Source organism: Mycobacterium sp. UNC410CL29Cvi84, from assembly GCF_000686745.1.
In the GTDB taxonomy this organism is placed as follows: Bacteria; Actinomycetota; Actinomycetes; order Mycobacteriales; family Mycobacteriaceae; genus Mycobacterium; species Mycobacterium mucogenicum_B.
On the sequence record NZ_JMLM01000001.1, the window covers coordinates 60,151 to 77,862 of the forward strand.

Genomic DNA, 17,712 nt, shown 5'->3' on the forward strand with positions numbered 1-17,712 from the left:
TCCATTATTCGCACTGGTGTGGGGCGCGACTGTGGCGATTCTATGTGCGAGCTGTGAATCCCCGGTCTCGGCCGTGCCGCGCTAGCCCTGCGGGTTGGTGTCGGGCGACTGCCCGGCCCACAGCGGAGCCTTGCCGGTGATCGACGGCGCCGCGAAGGTGACCGGCGCGGTCGTGCTCGTCGACGTGATCAACGTGCTGTTGGCCGTCGTCGTCTCGGACGGGCCTGCCAACACGCCGGCACATACCGCGGCGGCGCCCATCACCGCGCTTCCGCCGATGAGCCCGATTGCCCATTTCATGGTGATTCCGGAAGTCTCTGGTCGACTCATGGTTTGCCTCCCGTGCTTGGGACAACTGCGCCGCGCCGCCGGTGCAGGCGGCCGGTCATATGCCTCAAGTCAAGCGCGGCAATCTGACAGTGCGCTGAATCGCTTCTGGCAGTTCGCCCTTCATAGCGCGCAGATCGAATCTGGGCCGCAGCGAAGGCCTCTCCGCCGCGAAACTGATTAGCCCGGGTCCTGCCCCGGGTACAGCGGAGCGGGCCCGGTGATCGCCGGCGCGGCGCTGATGATCGGCCCCACCGTCGTGGCGCTGACAACGGAACTGACTGAGGTGCCGTTGGCCGATGTCGTTTTCAGGGAATGCGCCTGCGCTCCGACAAGCACCACGGCCGTCGCACAGACAGCCATACTCCCGGCGATAACGCCGGCTGCCCACTTCTTGTTGATTTCGGAATGCTTGGTTTGAGTCATCGCGGGTCTCCCACCTAGACGCGATCCGCCGCGATTCGCCACACCGTTGGGGCACGCAGCCGGTCAAACAGTTTCAAGTCGCCCCGACCCTCAGGTATTCCACCAAATTCAGAACTGGTGCGTCACCAGCGCAGAAACAGGACGGCCGCGGCCATCGGGCGCCAATCCCGCGCTAGTGCGCCGGGATCTCTTAACCTGTCCAGATGCGGTTTCCAGCGAGCAACCCATGACGCGGTTCCTGATCCGCCGATTGTTCAACTACGCGATCCTGTTGACGCTGGCGACGTTCCTGACGTTCGCGCTGACGTCGGTGACCTTCCATCCGCTGGACAACCTGTTACAGCGCAACCCGCGGCCGCCGCAATCCGTCATCGACGCCAAGGCCCACGACCTGGGTCTCGACAAGCCACTGCTGCCGCGTTACGCCAACTGGGTGTCCGGCGCGGTGCACGGCGACTTCGGGAAAACCGTTACCGGGCAACCGGTTTCAGCAGAACTGGGACGACGGGTGTGGATCAGCCTGCGGCTGGTGGCCATCGGGTCGATCCTGGGTTCCATCATCGGCGTGATCATCGGGGCGTGGGGGGCCATCCGGCAGTATCGATTCTCCGACCGCACCATCACCGTGCTGGCGCTGCTGATTCTCAGCGCCCCGACATTCGTCATCGCGAACCTGCTGATCCTCGGCGCGCTCGGCATCAACGAAGTGCTGGGCTTCCAGCTGTTCCAGTACACGGGTGAGACCTCGCCCTACGCGGCGGGCGGCTGGCACGGGTTCGTCGACCGGCTGCAGCACCTGGTGTTGCCGACCGCCACGTTGGCCCTCGGCGCCATCGCCGGATACAGCCGTTACCAGCGCAACGCGATGCTCGACGTGCTCGGCCAGGACTTCATCCGGACCGCCCGCGCCAAGGGCCTGACCCGGCGCCGGGCGCTCTTCAAGCACGGGCTGCGCACCGCGCTGATCCCCATGGCGACGCTGTTCGCCTACGGCGTCGCGGGCCTGGTCACCGGTGCGGTGTTCGTCGAGAAGATCTTCGGCTGGCATGGCATGGGCGAATGGATGGTGCAGGGCATTCAAGGCCAGGACGCCAACATCGTCGCCGCGTTCACCTTGTTCTCCGGGACGACGATCCTGATCGGCGGCCTGCTGTCCGACGTCGTCTATGCCGCCCTCGACCCCCGGGTGCGGGTCTCATGAGCGTCCAGTTCGGGCTGCCGCGCGCCCGGTTCGCATCGCGGCGCACGTTGGTGGCGCGGCGCTTCGTCCGCAACCGCCCCGCCGTGGTGTCGCTCGTGCTGCTGGTGGCGCTCTTCGTCGGCTGCTACGCCCTGCCGCCGCTGCTCCCCTACGCGTACACCGACATGGATTTCGACGCCCTGCTGCAGCCTCCCGACGGCCGGCACCTGTTCGGCACCAATGCCCTCGGGCAGGACGTGCTCGCGCAGACGTTGCGCGGCATGCAGAAGTCGATGCTGATCGGCGTGTGCGTCGCCGTGATCTCGACGGTCATCGCCGCGACGGTCGGCTCGGTGGCGGGCTACTTCGGTGGCTGGCGCGATCGGGTGCTGATGTGGATCGTCGACCTGCTGCTCGTGATCCCCGGTTTCATCCTGATCGCGATCGTCACGCCCCGCATCCGGCACCAGAGCACGGTGCTGTGGCTGGTGATTCTGCTGGCGGCGTTCTCGTGGATGATCAGCTCCCGCATGGTGCGCGGCCTCACCATGAGCCTGCGCGAACGTGAGTTCGTCACGGCCGCACGGTATATGGGTGTCAGCCACGCCCGGATCATCGCCCGGCACATCGTGCCGAACGTGGCGTCGATCCTCATCATCGACACCACACTCAACGTCGGCGTCGCGATCCTGGCCGAAACCGGTTTGAGTTACCTGGGTTTCGGCGTGCAGCCGCCCGACGTGTCCCTGGGTACGTTGATCGCCGACGGCACCCCGTCGGTCACCACGTTCCCCTGGGTGTTCCTGTTTCCGGCCGGCGTTCTGGTACTGATCGTGCTGTGCGCCAACCTGATCGGCGACGGCTTGCGCGACGCGCTCGATCCCTCGGCACGGCCGCGTCGGCGGCGGTCCGCGGAGGTGAAGCGATGAACGCGCCGCTGCTCGAGGTCCGCGACCTCACCGTCACCTTCCAGACGTCCGACGAGGACGTCTCGGCGGTGCGCGGCATGAACTTTCACATCGCGCCCGGCGAGGTGCTGGCGTTGGTCGGTGAATCGGGCGCGGGCAAGTCCGCGACCGCCATGGCGGTGGTGGGTCTGCTGCCCGAGCACGCGCAGGTGACCGGTTCGGTGAAACTGCAGGGCAAGCAGCTCGTCGGGCTCGATGACGACGCGATGTCCCAGGTGCGCGGCCGGGTGATCGGCACGGTGTTCCAGGACCCGATGTCGGCGCTCACCCCCGTGTACACCGTCGGCGACCAGATCGCCGAAGCCCTTCGCGTGCACGACCGTTCGATGGACCGGCGCGCAGCGCGCGCCCGGGCGGTCGAACTACTCGAGCTGGTCGGCATCAAGCAGCCCGCGGCCCGCGCTCGCGCGTTCCCGCATGAGCTGTCGGGCGGTGAGCGCCAGCGCGTCGTCATCGCCACCGCGATCGCCAACGACCCCGACCTCATCATCTGCGACGAACCCACCACGGCGCTCGACGTCACCGTGCAGGCGCAGATCCTCGACGTGCTGCGCACCGCACGCGACGTCACCGGCGCCGGGGTGCTGATGATCACGCACGACCTGGGTGTGGTCGCCGAATTCGCCGACCGCGCAATGGTGATGTACGCCGGCCGGGCTGTCGAGACCGCGCCGGTGGCGAACCTGTACCGCGACCGGGTGATGCCGTACACCGTCGGCCTGCTGGGCTCGGTGCCGCGGCTCGACGCGCCGCAGGGCTCGCGGTTGGTGCCGATCCCCGGCGCGCCACCGTCGATGGCGGCACTCCCGCCGGGTTGCCCCTTCGCGCCGCGCTGCCCGCTGGCCGACGACGACTGCCGGGCGGCCGAACCCGCGCTGCTGGACGTCGCGCCCGGGCACGCCGCCGCCTGCATCCACACCGACCAGGTGACTGGGCGCAGCGCAGCCGAAATCTACGGGGTGGCAACCGAACCCGAGGTCGTCGCGGATGACGGTGCCGACCGGCCGGTGGTGCTCGCGGTGAGCGACCTGGTCAAGACGTTCAAGCTCAGCGGCGGGATGCTGCGGCGCAAGGTCGGCGAGCTGCGCGCCGTCGACGGCGTCAGCCTGCAGCTGCGGCAGGGCCGCACCCTGGGCATCGTCGGTGAATCGGGCTCCGGCAAGACCACCACGCTGCACCAGATCCTGAATCTGACCGCGCCGCAATCGGGTTCGATCACGGTGCTCGGCCACGACGTGGCCGGCCTGACCCGCGACACGCGCCGCGAGCTGCGCGGCGACCTGCAGGTGGTATTCCAGGACCCCGTGGCGGCGCTGGATCCGCGACTGCCGGTGTTCGACGTGCTGTCCGAACCCTTGCGAGTCGGCGGTTTCGACAAGAACCGGATCGACGACCGCGTCACCGAACTGCTCGGCATCGTCGGGCTGCGACACGAGGACGCGGCCCGCTACCCAGCCGAGTTCTCCGGTGGTCAGAAGCAGCGCATCGGCATCGCCCGGGCCCTGGCGCGTCAGCCCAAGATTCTGGCGCTCGACGAACCGGTGTCGGCGCTGGACGTCTCGATCCAGGCCGGCATCATCAACCTGCTACTGGACCTGCAGCAGCGCTTCGACCTGTCGTATCTGTTTGTCTCGCATGACCTTTCGGTTGTCCGCCATCTCGCCCACACCGTGGCGGTGATGTACAAGGGCGCCGTCGTCGAACAAGGCGATGCCGCACAAGTTTTCAGCGCCCCGCAGGACCCGTACACCCAGCGGCTACTCGATGCCGTGCCGCAGCCGGGAGGTGAATGATGGCGTCCCGTCGCAGTCAACTGGTGGTGGCCCTCGTGGCCTTGATCGCCCTGGTGGCCGGTTGCTCGAGCGAGTACCGCGGGTCCAGCGCCGGCGCGCCGAAACTCGGTGCGGCCAACGACCTCAACCCCCGCGACCCGGCGACCCTGAGGGACGGCGGCAATCTGCGCCTGGCGCTCACCGCGTTCCCGGACAACTTCAACACGCTGAACATCGACGGCAACACCGTCGACACCGCCGCGATCCTCCGGCCCACCCTGCCGCGGGCGTTCATCGTCGGACCCGACGGTTCGACCACCGTCAACCACGACTACTTCACGGACATCCGGCTCACCAGCACCAATCCGCAGGTGGTCACCTACACGATCAATCCCAAGGCGGTCTGGAGCGACGGCGCCCCGATCACCTGGGAGGACATCGCCGCCGAGGTCACCGCGACGACCGGCAAGGACCCCCGGTTCCAGATCGCGAGCCCCAACGGCAGCGAGCGGGTGGCCTCGGTGACCCGCGGCGTCGACGACCGGCAGGCCGTCATGACGTTCACCCGGCCCTATGCCGAGTGGCGCGGCATGTTCGCGGGCAACGGCATGTTGCTGCCCAAGGTCTCGACGACCGATCCCGAGGTGTTCAACAAGGGACAGCTGAACAAGCCCGGGCCGTCGGCCGGTCCGTTCGTCGTCTCGAACGTCGACCGCGGCGCGCAGCGAATCACGTTGACCCGCAATCCGAAATGGTGGGGCGCCCGGCCGCTGCTGGACAGCATCACGTTCCTCGTCCTCGACGACGCTGCGCGTATCCCGGCGTTGCAGAACAACGCCATCGATGCCACCGGGCTGGGGTCGATCGACGACATGGTGCGCGCCCGGCGCACCAAGGGGGTCGACATCCGCACCGCGCCGGGACCCACCTGGTCGCACCTGACCTTCAACGGCGCGCCCGGTTCGATCCTCGCCGATCCGGCAGTGCGGCATGCGGTCGCCATGGGCATCGACCGAAAAACCATCGTGACGGTCCTGCAGCACGGCCTGGTGGACAACCCGGTGCCACTCAACAACCACATCTACGTCGCGGGGCAGGCGGGCTACCAGAACAACAGCGGCGGGACACCTTTCGACCCGGAGGCGGCACGTCGCGAACTCGACGCGCTGGGCTGGAAGCTGCCCGCGGGCCGCTCGGTGCGGGAGAAGGACGGCAAGCCGTTGAAGGTGCGGATCGTCTTCTACGACGCCCCGAGCGGCCGGCAGATCGGGCAGCTGACGCAGAAAACCCTCGCCGATATCGGCGTCAAGCTGGAACTCGTGGTGTCCTCGGGCGCAGACTTCTTCAGCCAGTACATCATTCCCAGTAACTTCGACATCGCCGCCTTCGCCTGGCAGGGCGACGCCTTCCCGTTGAGTGGTCTGACCCAGATCTACGCCTCGGGCGGCGAGAGCAACTTCGGCAAGGTCGGCACGCCCGAGATCGACGCCAAGATCGAGCAGACGCTCGACGAACTCGATCCCGTCAAGGCACAGGCCCTGGCCAATCAGCTGGATCGCATGCTGTGGGCCGAAACGTTCAGCCTGCCGCTCGCGCAATCCCCCGGAAACGCTGCGGTCCGAAGCACTTTGGCCAACTACGGCCCAGCGGGCCTGGGTGACCTCAACTACATGACGATCGGCTTCATCAAGTCCTGAACTACCAGGTCCTGAGCTGCCTGATGGCCCGCGGCAGCCCGGCCGGCACCAGCGACTCGGCGGCTGCGGCCGTCGCGATGCCCTTGACCATCAGGCGCACCGTGAAGTCCGGCGGCGCAGTGTCCAATTCGGTTGCCCGGTCCGGCAATTCCGCGTATTCGCCGGCGCACACCGCGGTGGCGATGGTCAGTGCCGCACCTTCGCGCATGTCGAGCACACTGTGGCCCGCGCTGGGCAGTTCCAGCAGTACGGCGCCGGGAATCAGCCCGGCGACCCGCTGGGCGACGGCCGGCGGGGTGATCAAATCGCGCCCACCGGAGATCACCACGGTCGGCCAGTCGAATCCCGGCATCGCGGCCACGAGGTCGAACGGTTCCGCGACGAAATCCGGGTCACCGGTGGCGGATTCGCGGTACGCCAGCGCCGGGTCGATCGGCAGGCCGTCGGGCTCGGGAGCGTAGTTGAGCTCCTGGTAGCCGATGTGCTCGACCAGGTCGGGTTCATGGCGGTACGGCGTCTTGCTCTCGAACAACAGCTTGGTGCTGTGCCCGATGGCGTGCCACAGCAGTCCGCGTCCGGTGAGCAGCAACTCGAGCTGCTGCTCCAGCACCTCCGGACCGACCAGGCCGTACAGTCCCGTCGCCAGCTGCACCACCCAGGGCGTCAGCTGCCCGTCCGCGGCCAGACCCCGCACCCGGCTGGCCAGCCCCTCCGTCGACGGCGCGGTGCCGTCCCACAGCACGGCCCGGGTGGCCTCGCGCACCGCGTCGATGTCGTCGGCGCACAGCAGCGGCGAGTCCAGCACCATCGCGTGCACCCGGCCGGGATGGAGCACGCCGACACCTGCCGCCAGGTAGCTGCCGTACGACGTGCCGTAGATCACCGCCGACTCGACGTCGGCGTCGTCCAGAACCGCCGCGATGTCGTCGACCGCGGCCTCGATGGTCAGCGCCTCCGTGGGCAGGTCGGCGCCGGCGTCGTCGTGCCGGGACATGCCGACGCCGCGGTGCTCGACCATGATGACGTCCAGGCCGGCGGCCGTCGCATGACGCCGCAGATTGCGGTAATGCCCGATGGACGCCGCACCCGGCCCGCCCGGAATGATGACCAGCGGATGGTCGCCCGGCGGACCGGTCCGCACATAGAACAGATCGAATTCCTCAGCGCCACTTGACCGAACCGGTCGCCGCACCGACCGCACCCCCGGCAGCGCCGCGAGCTTGTCGTGCGCCTTGCGGCGCTTGGCGTTCATGGTCATCGCCACTCATTGTGCCGCCTTAGGTTCGGCGCGAGCGTAAGCAGTGCCTGTGACTGTGCTGGTACGTAGAACTGGGTCATGACGATCCTCGACCTCCCCGACACAACCACGTGGAACGACCTGCTGGCCGATATCGCCGCAGGCGCCAAAGACCGCGATCTGGAAGACGTGAATCCGTTCGACCAGGTGGCCGCGCTCAAGCGGGCCGGATTCGGCACCCTGCGCCTACCTACCGAGCTGGGCGGCGCCGGACTCACGGTGCCGCAACTGTTTTCCGCCGTCATCGACGTCGCCCGCGCCGATCCGGTGGTGGCGCACATCTTCCGCACGCATTTCTGGTTCGTCGAAGAGCGGCTGCGCACCCTGGACCAGCCCGGATCCCGGGCCTGGCTCGAAAAGGTCGTCGACGGCAAGGTGTTCGGCAATGCGTTCAGCGAGAAGGGCTCCCACGCGGTGGGCAGCCTCGTGTTCAACACCCGCTTGACGCCGGGCCACGACGGCAGTTTCACCTTGACCGGCGAGAAGTTCTACAGCACCGGAACCCTGTTCTCGGACTACCTGACCGTGACGGCGACCACCGATCATGATTCGGTGGCGATCGTCATCATCCCCGCCGATCGTGCGGGCGTGGAGATCATCGACGACTGGGACGGTTTCGGCCAGCGCCGTACCGGCACCGGCACGACGCGCTTCCGCGACGTGACGGTGCTGCCCGACGAGGTGCTCTCGGACACGCCGTACGACGCCGAGCCCGTGCCGTCGGTGCAGTACACCCTGCTGCAGCTGTACATCCACGCCGTGGTGGCCGGCATTCTGGAGAACATCGTGGACGACGGGATTGCGCTCCTGCGGTCCCGCGAGCGCAGCTTCAGCCATGCCTCCGCGGCGTCACCGACCGACGACCCGCTGCTGCAGCGCCAACTCGGCGAATTGGCCAGCTCTGCCTACATCGCCCGGGCCGCGGTACTGGATGCGGCGGCGGCGATCGGGGCGGCCATCGATTCGACCGGTCCGGACGGTGTGCCCGACGCGGCGCTGGTCGCGGAGGCCCAGTTGCAGGCGGCCAAGGTGAAGGTGCACCTGGACGACATCGCGCCGCGCGCCGCCACCAAGCTCCTCGAGCTCGGCGGTGCCAGCGCGGCCAGCCGGCAACGCAACCTCGACCGGCACTGGCGCAACATCCGCACCATCACGCTGCACAATCCCGTCGGCTACAAGGCCCGGGTGGTCGGACAGAACCTGTTGCACGGCACGGCGATTCCCGCCAACGCGTACTTCTGACCTCAGGCGGTGATGAGGTCGGCGGCCTTCTCACCGATCAGCACGCTCGGGGCGTGAGTGTGGCCCCGGATGATGGTCGGCATCACCGAAGCGTCGGCGACCCGCAGCCCCGCGACACCACGGACGCGGAGCTGCGGGTCGACCACGCTGGCCTCATCAGTGCCCATCCGGCACGTGGTGGTCGGGTGATACAGCGTGTGCGACGTGGTCGCCAGTGCCAGCTCCAGCGTGCGGTCGTCGAGATCGTGCGCGCCCACCGGGCGGGCGATGTCGCCGAGCAGTCCCTTCAGCGCCGGGGCCTGGGTCATGTCCGCCAGCATCCGCAAGCCCGCCAGCAGTGCCTTGCGGTCGGCGCCCTCGGGGTCGGATAGATAGCGCGGGTCGATGATCGGCTTGGCCAACGGATCGGCCGACGCCAGCCGGATGGTGCCGGTGCTCTTGGGCTTCACCAGGATCGGCCCCATCGCCACCGCGTCGCGCGGGTACGCCTCGCCGATGCCCTCGTCGAAGAAGGGTGCCGGCGCGAAGATCAGCTCGATGTCGGGCTGCGCGAGATCGGGATCACTGCGGACAAAGCCATATGCTTCACCGACATTCGAGGTGAGCATGCCGCGGCGGCGGGTCAGGTAGTTGATCAGCTGCACCGGCTTCTCCGCGCTGATCAGGGTCTCGCAGTTGGCGTCGAACCCGAGCAGCACCACCAGGTGATCCAGCAGATTCGAGCCGACGCCCGGCGCATCGTGGACGACGTCGATGCCGTGCTCGGCCAGATGCTCGCGCGGACCGATGCCGGACAGCATCAGCAGCTGCGGGCTGTTGATCGCGCCGCCGCACAGGATCACCTCACGGCGCGCGCGGACGACCTGACGACGACCGTCCGCTTCGTACTCGACGCCGACCGCCCGCCCGTCCTCGATCAGCACGCGGGTTGCCGTGGCGCCGGTGCACAGATGCAGATTGGACCGCTTCAGAGCCGGACGCAGGTAGGCGTCGGCGGTGCTCCAGCGCGCGCCACGGCGCTGACACACCCGGGTCTCGACGAACCCCTCATGACCGGACTGCTCGGCGGCCTCCAGCCACGCGGCGGTGACGCCGCGCGGGCTGCGCTGCGGGCTGAGCACCAGCGGCCCGGCCTCGATCCGGTCGAAGTACTTCTTCACGGCCGCGTACGACCACTCTTCGCCGGCGAGCTCACCCCACTCGTCGTAATCCGCGGGCAGGCCGCGGACCCACATCATGGCGTTCATCGACGACGAACCGCCGAGGGTCTTGCCGCGCGGCCAGTAGATGCGGCGGTCGGCGAGCTCCGGCTGCGGTTCGGTCGAGTAATCCCAATCGAACTCGCCGCGGAACAGCTTCGCGAAAGCCGCCGGGATATGGATGAACTGATTCTTGTCGACGGCCCCGGCTTCCAGCACCACCACCTGCGCGGTGCCGTCGGCGCTCAGTCGATCAGCCAGCACCGCACCGGCCGAGCCCGTACCCACGACGACGAAGTCAGCGATCACCGCCGCAGTCTGTCACGAAAAGCGGCCTACCAGGGGCCTAAGCGGTGAGCTCGATGCGCGTCGCGTCGCCGACGCTGGCATAACGCTCGGGGCTGCAGGTCAGCACGATCACCTGGCCGTCACCGCCGACCGCGTCGAACACCTCACCCATCCGGGTCAGGCGGCCCGCATCGGTGAACCCCAGTGCGTCGTCGATGATCACCGGGACGGTGTCCTCCTTGGCCACCAACGCCGCTCCGGCCAGTCGGGCGACGATCCCCAGCTGTTCCTTGGCCCCGCCGGACAGGCTCTCGTACGGCACGGTGGTGCCCGCGACGGTGCGACTGCAAATCCGCAGATCGCTGTCGACCTCGACGGCGAAGCTGTCGCCGAAAACGATGCGTCCCAGCCGTTCCACCTCGGTGCGGAACGGCGCCACGTACCGCTGCCGGGCCTGCTCGCGGTGCCGGCCCATCACCGTGCGCAGCAGTTCGGCGGCCCGGGCTCGACGGCCCACCGCGGCATGTTCGGACTCCGCGTGCCGCAGCGCGATCTCGGCAGCATCGAGCTGGCTCTGGCGGCCCTGCGTTCCGTACACCTTCAATTGCGCTGCCACATCCCGCAATTGGTCGTCGAGTTCGCGGCGCCGGGCAGCGAGCCGGGCCGAATCCGCAGTGGCCGCCGCCAGTTCCGCGTCGACGGCCTCGGGCGCGGCGGCAGCCAGTGCAGCGGCGAGTTCCTGTTCGCGCGCGGTGGCTACAGCCGCCTGCTCCCCCAGCGCCGCGACGCGCTGGCTCAACGCCGCGTCGTCCTCCAGCTCGCGCTGCCGGGCCAACCGCTCGGTGGCCTCGGTGAGCGCGGTCGTCGCCGCCGTCACCTTCTCGCGGGCGACCGTCGCCGCGGTCAGCGCGGCCGCCACCGCGGCGGCCGCGGCAGTGGCCGTGTCGCGGCATTCCTCATAATCGGCTGCCGCCCGGCGCTGTTCGGCGTCGGCAGATTCCAGCTCGGCCCGGGCGGCCCCGACGTCGATGGCGTCGGTGTCGCCGAGTTGCTCCCGCAGCCCCGCCAGCCGAGCTGCGAGCTCCTCGACCGTGTCGGCGCCCAGCAGGGTCTGCCGGGTGACGGTCAGCCGATCACGCTCGGCTTCGAGTTCGCGCCGCCGGGCGTCCAGGGCCCGCGCGGCCTCGACGTCGGCGACGCCGTGCGGCTGCAGCGCCGCCGCCAGCGCATTGCGCGCCGCATCGAGAACCGCGCTGGTGTCCGCGGCCGGGGTGCCGGGCAGCACCCGCACCGTCAGCAGCCCGGGGAGCTCGACGTCGGTGCGACTGCCCGCGCTCGTGGTCCACTCCGCGCCGGCGGACAGCGTCACGTCCTGGTCGCCGACCCGCAGCTCGACGTCGCCGTGCGCCACCAATTCGATTCGTGCCGAGGCGAGTTCAGCGGCCGCGGCTGCCCGGTCCACCGCTGCGGCGGCCGTTTCGATGGCGCGCATGCCCGCCGCGGTCAGGGTGATCTTGCCCAGCTGATCCGCAACCGCAGCCAGTTCGTCGGCGGCGGCCTGCACCCGCTCCAGCAGGCCGGCCAACCGAACGGCCTCAGCGCGCTGCGACAGTTGGTCCACCACCCGGCGCGCCGCATCCAAGCGGGCGCGGCCGGTTTCCACCACGGACCGTGCCACGGCCACGGCGGTATCGGCGGCCTGCTGCAGCTGCGCCGCGGCCACCTGCTGCTGCGCGGCGTGCTCGGAGGCCGCTGTCAGTTCACCGATGCTGCCCGTCCGCTGCTCGACGTCGGCCTGCAGCCGCTGCCGCTCGTCGAGTGCGCTGCGTGCTGCCGTCGAGGTCGCCACCGCCGCCTGCGCCTGCACGCGCGCCTGGGCAAGGTCGTCGCGGACTCGCGCCACCGCGGTGGCCGCTTCCCGAGCCGCCGCCAGCCGTACCTCCGCGGCCGCCAATTGCTCAGTGGCCGTGGCCAATTCCATCGTCAGCTCGCCGTGCCGGCGCACCGCCTCGTCGACCTCCGCCACCGCGGCGGTGCGCGCCGCGACCTCGGCCTGCGCGGCCTTCAGGCCCTTGATGGCCTCGGCCCACACACCGGTGGGGCGGCCGGTCTGCGTGAAGTACTTCAAGAACTCCGCGTCGATCCGGTCGACCAGCAGCGGCTCATTGCCCGACAACGCGCCCTCGAGCGCACCGGCCTGGCCGGCCGCGACGTCAAGTGCCCGCGCCAGCGCATCGCACCCGGCGAGATCGACCGGCACCATGGCGGCAGACTGCAGAATGCGTTGGGCCCGCCAGAGTTCGGTGTCGACCGTCTCCTCGAGCATCGCGCGCACCCGGTCGTGCGCCTCGTCGCCGGTGAGCTGCTCGCGGCGCGGCGCGAGGATGGTCAGCCGGGTCTCGGCCTTCTTGTGGAACCGCTTGTAGTACTCGAACCGGTAAGGGCCGGTGGAGATTTCGGCCGTCACCTCAGCACCGACGTCAGCATGAGTCGGTTTGACCTGCTTGACCTCTTTCTTGGTCGAGCGGTCCTTGGACTCCAGCAGCAGATCGAGCGCCTCGATCATGGAGGACTTGCCGATCTCGTTGGCGCCGGCGACCACCACCACACCGCGCTCGGGAAATTCGATCTCGCGGTGGGCGATGCCGCGATAATTGGTCAGGATCAGCCGGTGCAACTTCATGCCGCGCTCCCCCGATCGACCAGGCGCAGCAGTAGCGCGAGGGCCGCACGGGCGTCGTCGCCGTCGTCGCCCGAAGCGCTTGCGGTGCCGACCAATTCCTCGACCGCCGCCGCGGCGAACCCGCCGATGCCGAGGTCCGAGAACTCACCGTCGGCCGGGACCACGACTAGGTCGGTGTGGCGTTCCCAGGTCGTCAGCGCGGCGAACAGGCGCGCGTAGCGATCCAGGCAGGCGTCGAGGGTGGCCTTGTCGGAGATGGTCAGCGAGCCGGTCAGCGCCAGCCGGACGACGGTACGTTCCTTGTCCGGCAGGCCGTCGAGGTTCAGGTCCAGGTCGGCGATATCGCGGTCCGTGTCGACGATCCGGCGCAGCGTGACGAACCGCCACTGCCCCACCCGGCGGGACTCGACCGTGACCGACTGATCCGCATCGTCGACGTCGACCACCAGGACGTGGCCCGAATCCGCCTCGATGTCATCGTAATTCGTGACTTCGGGCGCGCCGGAATACCACACCCGGCCGGTGCTGCCGACCTCGGTGCGAGAGTGCTTGTCCCCCAACGCCACATAGTGGACCGCGCCCCGCCGTACCGCGTCCTCGACAGCGGCCAGCCGGATCAGCGCCGGCTTCGTGGGATCGGGATCGAGGACGTCTACCCCACCGTGGCCCACCACAATTCGGGTGACGCCATCGGCCGGCAACTCGGCCACCGCCTCGCCCGTCAGATCCGTGGTGGGCGCCTTGGAACGCCACGGCGCTCCGACGATCTGCACCCCGGGGCGCAGTTCGTGCACGCCGTCGAGCACCGTGACGTTCGGCGGGCATTCGGCCAGGAACAGCGAGCTGGTGTAGACCGACGACGGATCCAGCGGATCGTGGTTGCCCGGCAACAGGAACACCGGGATCTTGATGGCCCGCATGGCCTCCAGCGACAGGCTGACCTCGCGCGGGTCGAGCTGGTTGTGTTCGAAGACATCCCCGGCCACGACGACGAATTCGGCACCGACCTCGGTGCACAGTGCACCGAGACGCGCCACGGCGTCACGGCGCGCGGCTGAGTAGCGCGGCTGCGCCTCACCGCCCAGGAAATGCCGGGTCATACCGAGCTGCCAGTCGGCGGTGTGGACGAAACGCATGCGGCGAGTGTAAAACCGGGCACCGACAACTCTGGGGATCTACGGTGGGCGGGTGACGGGAACCCGAACATTGATCCTGCTGCGGCACGCGAAATCCGACTACCCCGACGGGGTCGCCGACCACGACCGGCCGCTCGCCAAACGGGGCATCCGCGAAGCGGCACTCGCCGGCGACTGGATTCGGGAACATCTCCCTCCCGTCGACGCCGTTCTGTGCTCGACCGCCACCCGCACCCGGCAGACGCTCGAACGCACCGGCATCACCGCACCCGTGACCTACGTCCAGCGCCTCTACGACGCGACGGCAGGCATCGCCATCGAGGTCATCAACGGTGCACCGGAGGCGGCGAACACACTGCTGGTGATCGGCCACGAACCGGTCATGTCATCGCTCGCGCTGAGTTTGGCGTCGCTCGACACGAGCGACCCTGACGCCGCCGGCGAGATCGCGATGAAATACCCGACGTCGGCGATCGCGGTTCTGCACACCAAGCGGCACTGGTCGCAGCTGGAGCTGCGCAGCGCCACGTTGGATCAGTTCCACATCCCTCGTTAGGAGTTGGTGGCGAGCGTCAGCTCCATCAGCTTGGTGGCCATGCCGCAGGTGTCCGCGCCCGGGCCCTGCGGGTTGACCCACCAGCCCACGACACCGGCGGCGTCACTGGCCACACCGCACGAACCGTTGGGGTCGTTCGGGTGCATGATGATCGACTTCACGCCGGCGATCGCCTTGGTCTCGTACTTGTAGTTCAGGTGCTGGGCGACCTTGGTCTCCTCATCGAGGCTGCCCTGCTCGTACCAGAACCGGGTGATGTCGATGAGGCCCGCCGACTGGTTCAGCGCCTGCCAGCGGCACACCGCACCCACGAAGGTGCTCTGGATGTCCAGCGGGTCCGCGCCGACCGTCTTGGCCAGCACGTCGTTGGTCAGCACGTCGCACTCTTTGAGCAGGTTCGGGTAGGAATCCGCCGAGTGCTCGCTGCCGCCGCCGGCGCCTTCCTTCAGTGCGGTGCCCTCGACGGAGCGCGCGCAACCCACCAGCGCCAACGCCGACATCACGGCGACCGCTCCGGCCAGTTTCCGTCGTGTCATTTCGCGTTCGCAATCGATTGCCGGGACAGTTCCTTGGCGATGTCGCACGGATCGGGGAACGGCTTCTGCGAGAAGCTGATGGACCATTCGATGAAGTCGTCATCGAACTGGATGCCGACCTCACACAGGCTCTTGCCGATCATCGGGTCCTCGCCGAGTGCGACGAACCCGGAGTGGCCGTTGATGTTGATGTCGTTGACGTCGGCTCGCGTCCGTTCCTCGGTCTTGCGTTCGCGACCGATCGGGCTGCCCCGGTACCAGGTGAACGAGAAGTGCGGACCGAGGATGCCACCGTTGACCAGCCACTGGCAGCCGACGGAGTTCTTCGCGGTGTTGACGAGGCCGGGGACCTGGGTCAGCTGGCTGACGGTCTGATCGCTGACGCCGCCGCACACCGGGAACATCGGGCCGTGCTTGGCCGGGCCGGACGCCGCCGGGCCCGAGGGGCCGCCCGCCGGAGCGCTGCCACCGTTGCCGCCGTCCGAGCAGGCGGACATCGCCGGAATCATCGCCGCGGCAAGCACGGTCGCGGCGGCAGTCTTCACCTGTCTGCGGGTCACGCCATGCACTGTAGCGGCAGGTTCGGAGGTCAACCACCGACATGCCGACTGACCTGGTCTTTCTACAAGCATTCCCGGGTGTGCCACAGTAACCGCATGCTCTGGGCACTGCTGCGGCAGTACACGAGGCCGTATCGGCGGCAGCTGACGGTGGTGGCGACGCTGCAACTGATCAGCACGCTGGCCTCGCTGTATCTGCCGACGCTCAACGCCCGCATCATCGACCACGGCGTTGCTCGCGGCGACACCGCCGTGATCGGGCGGCTCGGCGCCGCCATGCTCGCCGTCAGCGCGCTGCAGGTGCTGTGCGCCGTCGGCGCGGTCTACTTCGGTTCCCGCGCCGGCATGGGGTTCGGCCGCGACCTGCGTTGGGCAGTGTTCCGCCAGGTGCTCGGCTGGTCCAACGCCGAAGCCGTCCGGTTCGGCGCGCCCACGCTGATGACCCGCACCACCAACGACGTCCAGCAGATCCAGGTGCTGGTGCAGATGACCTGCACCATGCTGATCACCGCACCGATCATGTGCATCGGCGGCATCGCGATGGCCGTGCACCAGAACGCCGGCCTGTCGTGGCTGCTGCTGGTCAGCGTGCCGGTGATGGCGGTGTGCAACTACCTCATCATCTCCCGGTTGCTGCCGCTGTTCCGCCGCATGCAGCGGTTGATCGACAACATCAATCGGGTGCTGCGCGAGCAGCTCACCGGCATTCGCGTGATTCGGGCCTTCTCGCGGGAGGACGCCGAACGTGCGCGGTTCGCCGATGCGAATCACGCCCTGACCGACACCACCCTCACTGTCGGCCGGTGGCAGGCCCTGATGCTGCCCGCGACCACGCTCGTGGTGAATCTGTCCAGCGTCGCGGTGATCTGGTTCGGCGGAATCCGGATCGATCACGGCCAGATGCAGGTCGGCTCGCTGATCGCGTTCCTGTCCTACTTCATGCAGATCCTGATGGCCGTGCTGATGGTGACCATCGTGCTCGTGATCCTGCCGCGGGCGTCGGTGTGCGCCGATCGGATCACCGACGTGCTCGCGACCGAGCCGTCGATCGTGGCGCCCGATTCGCCCGTGGTGCCGGAGGTGCGGCGCGGGGAGATACAGGTGGCGGCCGCCACCTTCGGGTACCCCGGGGCCGACGACCCTGTGCTGCACGGGGTTTCACTGACCGCCTCGCCCGGGACGGTGACGGCCATCGTGGGATCGACCGGCTCCGGCAAGTCGACGCTGATGGCACTGCTGTGCCGGATGTACGACGTCACCTCGGGCTCCGTGATGGTCGACGGCGTCGACGTGCGGGACTACGACCCTGAACAGCTGTGGTCGATGATCGGGGTGGTGCCGCAGCGCGGGCATGTGTTTTCCGGCACGGTTGCCGACAACCTGCGGTTCGGCAAGGCTGACGCGACCGAAGACGAGATGTGGGCCGCGCTCGGTGTCGCGTCGGCCGATTTCGTGGCGGACCACCCCGAGGGGCTCGGCATGCCCGTCGCACAGGGCGGCACGAACTTCTCCGGTGGACAGCGCCAGCGCCTCGCCATCGCCCGCGCGGTGGTCCGACGGCCGGCGGTGTACCTGTTCGACGACGCCTTCTCGGCGCTGGACGTCCACACCGACGCCCGGGTGCGGGACGCGTTGTCCGCGGCGGCCGCCGATGCCACGGTGATCATTGTCGCCCAACGCCTTTCGACGGTCGCCGCCGCCGATCAGATCGTCGTGCTCGACAACGGCCGCGTGGTGGGCGTCGGCACGCATTCCGAGCTGATCGAGTCGTGCCCGGTGTACCGCGAATTCGCCGACTCGCAAGCGGTCGTGGCCGGAGGCCTGGCGTGACCCGGCCGCCGTCGG

The 17,712-nt window shown here is 68.7% G+C and carries 15 protein-coding genes; 7 read left to right on the forward strand and 8 right to left on the reverse strand.

Going from position 1 to position 17,712, the window contains the following annotated elements; all coding sequences use genetic code 11:
- Window positions 1–81 precede the first annotated feature (81 nt).
- Window positions 82–330, reverse strand: coding sequence for a hypothetical protein (locus BR47_RS0100325; RefSeq protein WP_141772311.1), 249 nt, complete (start codon window positions 328–330; stop codon window positions 82–84).
- 177 nt (window positions 331–507) lie between these two features.
- Complete coding sequence (locus BR47_RS0100330) at window positions 508–753, reverse strand: hypothetical protein (protein WP_090563004.1); 246 nt, start codon at window positions 751–753, stop codon at window positions 508–510.
- A gap of 226 nt (window positions 754–979) precedes the next feature.
- On the opposite strand from BR47_RS0100330, the gene BR47_RS0100335 reads away from it, so the two are divergent.
- From BR47_RS0100335 to BR47_RS0100350, 4 genes are read left to right on the forward strand one after another with little or no spacing between them, the layout of a single operon-like run.
- On the forward strand, window positions 980–1,954 hold the full coding sequence (locus BR47_RS0100335; protein WP_029118243.1) for an ABC transporter permease: 975 nt from the start codon (window positions 980–982) through the stop codon (window positions 1,952–1,954).
- Window positions 1,951–2,862: an ABC transporter permease gene (locus BR47_RS0100340; RefSeq protein ID WP_029118244.1), complete on the forward strand. Its 912-nt coding sequence runs from the start codon at window positions 1,951–1,953 to the stop codon at window positions 2,860–2,862. The genes BR47_RS0100335 and BR47_RS0100340 overlap by 4 nt, the downstream gene beginning before the upstream one ends.
- Window positions 2,859–4,694, forward strand: a complete 1,836-nt coding sequence (locus BR47_RS0100345) for a dipeptide ABC transporter ATP-binding protein (RefSeq protein ID WP_029118245.1) — start codon at window positions 2,859–2,861, stop codon at window positions 4,692–4,694. The genes BR47_RS0100340 and BR47_RS0100345 overlap by 4 nt, the downstream gene beginning before the upstream one ends.
- A complete protein-coding gene (locus BR47_RS0100350; RefSeq protein WP_029105830.1) occupies window positions 4,694–6,370 on the forward strand; it encodes an ABC transporter family substrate-binding protein in 1,677 nt (558 codons plus the stop codon). The genes BR47_RS0100345 and BR47_RS0100350 overlap by 1 nt, the downstream gene beginning before the upstream one ends.
- 1 nt (window position 6,371) lies before the next feature.
- Here the strand turns inward: BR47_RS0100350 and BR47_RS0100355 are convergent, their stop codons facing one another.
- The gene (locus BR47_RS0100355; RefSeq protein WP_029118246.1) at window positions 6,372–7,628 is read right to left on the reverse strand and encodes an alpha/beta hydrolase; all 1,257 of its coding nucleotides are present in this window, start codon (window positions 7,626–7,628) and stop codon (window positions 6,372–6,374) included.
- Between the two features lie 78 nt (window positions 7,629–7,706).
- On the opposite strand from BR47_RS0100355, the gene BR47_RS0100360 reads away from it, so the two are divergent.
- Window positions 7,707–8,909, forward strand: a complete 1,203-nt coding sequence (locus tag BR47_RS0100360; protein ID WP_020104077.1) for an acyl-CoA dehydrogenase family protein — start codon at window positions 7,707–7,709, stop codon at window positions 8,907–8,909.
- A 2-nt stretch (window positions 8,910–8,911) separates the two neighbouring features.
- On the opposite strand, the gene BR47_RS0100365 is transcribed toward BR47_RS0100360, so the two are convergent.
- The 3 genes from BR47_RS0100365 to BR47_RS0100375 are packed head-to-tail and all read right to left on the reverse strand — an operon-like array spanning window position 8,912 to window position 14,215.
- Window positions 8,912–10,417: a GMC family oxidoreductase gene (locus tag BR47_RS0100365; RefSeq protein WP_029118247.1), complete on the reverse strand. Its 1,506-nt coding sequence runs from the start codon at window positions 10,415–10,417 to the stop codon at window positions 8,912–8,914.
- Between the two features lie 37 nt (window positions 10,418–10,454).
- On the reverse strand, window positions 10,455–13,079 hold the full coding sequence (locus BR47_RS0100370; RefSeq protein WP_029118248.1) for an AAA family ATPase: 2,625 nt from the start codon (window positions 13,077–13,079) through the stop codon (window positions 10,455–10,457).
- Window positions 13,076–14,215, reverse strand: coding sequence for a metallophosphoesterase family protein (locus BR47_RS0100375; protein ID WP_029118249.1), 1,140 nt, complete (start codon window positions 14,213–14,215; stop codon window positions 13,076–13,078). The genes BR47_RS0100370 and BR47_RS0100375 overlap by 4 nt, the downstream gene beginning before the upstream one ends.
- 52 nt (window positions 14,216–14,267) lie before the next feature.
- On the opposite strand from BR47_RS0100375, the gene BR47_RS0100380 reads away from it, so the two are divergent.
- Window positions 14,268–14,771: a SixA phosphatase family protein gene (locus BR47_RS0100380; RefSeq protein WP_020104073.1), complete on the forward strand. Its 504-nt coding sequence runs from the start codon at window positions 14,268–14,270 to the stop codon at window positions 14,769–14,771.
- Here the strand turns inward: BR47_RS0100380 and BR47_RS0100385 are convergent.
- Entirely contained in the window at window positions 14,768–15,307 is a 540-nt protein-coding gene (locus BR47_RS0100385) for a DUF3558 domain-containing protein (protein WP_020104072.1), read from the reverse strand. The two genes, BR47_RS0100380 and BR47_RS0100385, sit on opposite strands and share 4 nt — an antisense overlap.
- Window positions 15,304–15,816 carry a DUF3558 domain-containing protein gene (locus BR47_RS0100390; protein ID WP_036421708.1) on the reverse strand — a complete coding sequence of 171 codons (513 nt, stop codon included), beginning with the start codon at window positions 15,814–15,816 and terminating at the stop codon, window positions 15,304–15,306. Before BR47_RS0100390 ends, BR47_RS0100385 begins: the two co-directional genes overlap by 4 nt.
- A 147-nt stretch (window positions 15,817–15,963) precedes the next feature.
- Between BR47_RS0100390 and BR47_RS0100395 the strand changes: the two genes are divergently transcribed.
- On the forward strand, window positions 15,964–17,697 hold the full coding sequence (locus BR47_RS0100395) for an ABC transporter ATP-binding protein (RefSeq protein WP_036421705.1): 1,734 nt from the start codon (window positions 15,964–15,966) through the stop codon (window positions 17,695–17,697).
- Window positions 17,698–17,712 lie beyond the last annotated feature (15 nt).

Coding starts and splice junctions, on each gene's coding strand:
- BR47_RS0100325 (WP_141772311.1), bottom strand. CDS start 330: ATGAGTCGACCAGAGACTTCCGGAATCACCATGAAATGGGCAATCGGG.
- BR47_RS0100330 (WP_090563004.1), bottom strand. CDS start 753: ATGACTCAAACCAAGCATTCCGAAATCAACAAGAAGTGGGCAGCCGGC.
- BR47_RS0100335 (WP_029118243.1), top strand. CDS start 980: ATGACGCGGTTCCTGATCCGCCGATTGTTCAACTACGCGATCCTGTTG.
- BR47_RS0100340 (WP_029118244.1), top strand. CDS start 1,951: ATGAGCGTCCAGTTCGGGCTGCCGCGCGCCCGGTTCGCATCGCGGCGC.
- BR47_RS0100345 (WP_029118245.1), top strand. CDS start 2,859: ATGAACGCGCCGCTGCTCGAGGTCCGCGACCTCACCGTCACCTTCCAG.
- BR47_RS0100350 (WP_029105830.1), top strand. CDS start 4,694: ATGGCGTCCCGTCGCAGTCAACTGGTGGTGGCCCTCGTGGCCTTGATC.
- BR47_RS0100355 (WP_029118246.1), bottom strand. CDS start 7,628: ATGACCATGAACGCCAAGCGCCGCAAGGCGCACGACAAGCTCGCGGCG.
- BR47_RS0100360 (WP_020104077.1), top strand. CDS start 7,707: ATGACGATCCTCGACCTCCCCGACACAACCACGTGGAACGACCTGCTG.
- BR47_RS0100370 (WP_029118248.1), bottom strand. CDS start 13,079: ATGAAGTTGCACCGGCTGATCCTGACCAATTATCGCGGCATCGCCCAC.
- BR47_RS0100375 (WP_029118249.1), bottom strand. CDS start 14,215: ATGCGTTTCGTCCACACCGCCGACTGGCAGCTCGGTATGACCCGGCAT.
- BR47_RS0100385 (WP_020104072.1), bottom strand. CDS start 15,307: ATGACACGACGGAAACTGGCCGGAGCGGTCGCCGTGATGTCGGCGTTG.
- BR47_RS0100390 (WP_036421708.1), bottom strand. CDS start 15,816: ATGATTCCGGCGATGTCCGCCTGCTCGGACGGCGGCAACGGTGGCAGC.
- BR47_RS0100395 (WP_036421705.1), top strand. CDS start 15,964: ATGCTCTGGGCACTGCTGCGGCAGTACACGAGGCCGTATCGGCGGCAG.